Source organism: Parvibaculum sp., from assembly GCF_035511255.1.
Classification (GTDB): domain Bacteria; phylum Pseudomonadota; class Alphaproteobacteria; order Parvibaculales; family Parvibaculaceae; genus Parvibaculum.
Window position 1 is genome coordinate 1 of the sequence record NZ_DATKFR010000410.1, and the last position, 2,244, is coordinate 2,244.

Sequence of the window (2,244 nt, forward strand, 5' to 3'; positions counted from 1 at the left end):
ATGGCGTCTTCAATTTCGAAGGCGGCTGCTATGCCAAGATGATCAAGCTCTCGGCCGAAGCCGAGCCCGAGATCTACGCTGTGACGAAGCGCTTCGGCACGGTGCTTGAGAACGTCGTGATGGACGAGGACACGCGCGAACTCGATCTCGACAGCGCCGCCCTCGCCGAGAACAGCCGCGGCGCCTATCCGCTCTCCTTCATTCCGAATGCAAGCGAGACCGGCACCGGCGGCCATCCGAAGAACATCATCATGCTGACGGCCGACGCCTTCGGTGTGCTGCCGCCCATCGCAAAGCTGACGCCCAGCCAGGCGATGTATCACTTCCTCTCGGGCTACACGGCGAAGGTTGCCGGCACCGAGAAGGGCGTGACGGAACCGGAAGCGACCTTCTCGACCTGCTTCGGCGGGCCCTTCATGTCGCGCCACCCCACCGAATACGGCAACCTCCTGCGCGCGCTCATCGCCGAGCACAAGGTCGATTGCTGGCTCGTCAACACGGGTTGGACCGGCGGAGCCTATGGCGTCGGCAGCCGCATGCCGATCAAGGCGACGCGCGCGCTGCTCGCCGCCGCTCTCGACGGCTCGCTCTCGAAGGTCGAATTCCGCACCGATCCGAATTTCGGCTTCGAGGTACCGGTCAGCGTGCCGGGCGTCGACACGAAGATTCTCAACCCGCGCGACACATGGGCCGACAAGGCCGGCTACGACGCGCAGGCACAGAAGGTCGTGAAGATGTTCATCGAGAACTTCGCGAAGTTCGAGGACCACGTCGATCCGGAAGTCCGCGACGCCGCCCCCTCGGTCGCCCGCGCCGCCGAATAAGGCTCGCTTCTCTGCGAAATGCGAAAGCCCGGACCGGAAGGTCCGGGCTTTTTTTATTCGCGCCGTCATATCCATCCACTGAACGTTTCCGATTTAGCGCTCAGTGGGGCCTGTCTCGTTCGGGCGAGCGTAGAAATCCTCGATCGTCTTGCCGGGCTCGTCGCGGAACACGTCCTCCGTCACCTTCAGCGCGGCGATGCGTTCGATGCGGAAGGTGCGGAAGTCGCGCCGCATCTCGCACCACCCGGCCAGCATCCAGAAGGGCCCGAAAAAGGCCAGACCGAGCGGACGCACGACGCGCGTGGTCCGCTCGTCCGTGAGCGCCGCATAATCGAGCGCGAGCTTGCGCCGCTCGCGGATGGCGCGGCGGATCGGCGTCAGATGCCGGTTGAAGGCGTCCTTGTCCTTTCCGCGGCCCGGCGCGACGGTGACGCGCGATGTTTCGGCGATGCGGCTCAAGCGTTCGGGCAAAACGGCGGTGATCTTCGAGACGGCCGCGTCGGCGGCTTGCGTGAAGGCGGCATCGCCCCAGGCACGCACCATGCGCGCGCCGAAGACCAGCGCCTCGATCTCGTCCTCCGTGAACATCAGCGGCGGCAGTTCGTAGCCTGAACGAAGGACATAGCCGAGACCGGCCTCGCCCTCGATCGGAACACGGCTCGCCTGCAGATCGGCGATGTCGCGATAGATGGTGCGGACCGAAACTTCGAGTTCCCCGGCGAGCTGCTGCGCCGTCACCACGCGCTTGTTGCGGCGAAGGAATTCGATGATATCGAAAAGACGGTCGGCGCGGCGCATCGGAAGGCTCCCTCATGACGGCGCACGCAATCTCGCAGATCGCTGCTGACGGCATGCTGTCAGGAGCCTGTCAGTATAAGGGATGCGATCCACAAAGGAGAGCACCCATGATCCGTCTTTTCCAGATCCCCCCGAGCCTCAAGGGCACGCCCAATCCGAGCCCCTTCTGCGTCAAGCTCGAATGCGCGCTCAGGCTCGGCGGCATTCCCTATGAGATCGAGCATGTTGCCAACCCGGCCGTCGGCCCCAAGCACAAGGTGCCCTTCGTCGAGATCGACGGCACACGCATCGGCGACTCGACCCTCATCATCGACACCTTGAGAGCGCACGGGCTCGATCTCGACAGGAATCTCGGCGCGCGGGAGCGGGCCACGAGCCATGCCCTGCAACGCATGATCGAGGAGCGTCTCTACTGGGCGATGGTCTATAGCCGCTGGGTGGAGGACGATGGCTGGCGCGTCGTCAAAGGCCTCTATTTCGCCGGCCTGCCCTGGCCGATGCGCGCGGCGGTGGCGCGTGGCGCCCGGAAGAGCGTCATGGCCAGGCTGGACGGGCACGGCATCGGCCGGCACAGCCGGGATGAAATTTATGCCCTGGGTGCGGGAGACCTGACGGCGCTTTC

3 protein-coding genes are annotated in these 2,244 nt (G+C 64.8%); 2 read left to right on the top strand and 1 reads right to left on the bottom strand.

Features of this window, described 5'->3' with window-relative positions:
* Positions 1-824: phosphoenolpyruvate carboxykinase (ATP) (locus tag VMR03_RS15660; protein ID WP_325406860.1), on the top strand; the 824-nt coding region annotated here is incomplete at its 5' end.
* A 93-nt stretch (positions 825-917) separates the two neighbouring features.
* Here the strand turns inward: VMR03_RS15660 and VMR03_RS15665 are convergent.
* Entirely contained in the window at positions 918-1,622 is a 705-nt protein-coding gene (locus VMR03_RS15665; protein ID WP_325406863.1) for a YafY family protein, read from the bottom strand.
* A 107-nt stretch (positions 1,623-1,729) separates the two neighbouring features.
* On the opposite strand from VMR03_RS15665, the gene VMR03_RS15670 reads away from it, so the two are divergent.
* A partial coding sequence (locus tag VMR03_RS15670; protein WP_325406865.1) for a Tom37 metaxin N-terminal-like domain-containing protein occupies positions 1,730-2,244 on the top strand: 515 nt, incomplete at its 3' end.

Bases quoted from the DNA above. Each gene is read 5' to 3' on its own strand.
- VMR03_RS15665 (WP_325406863.1), bottom strand. From the start codon at position 1,622: ATGCGCCGCGCCGACCGTCTTTTCGATATCATCGAATTCCTTCGCCGC.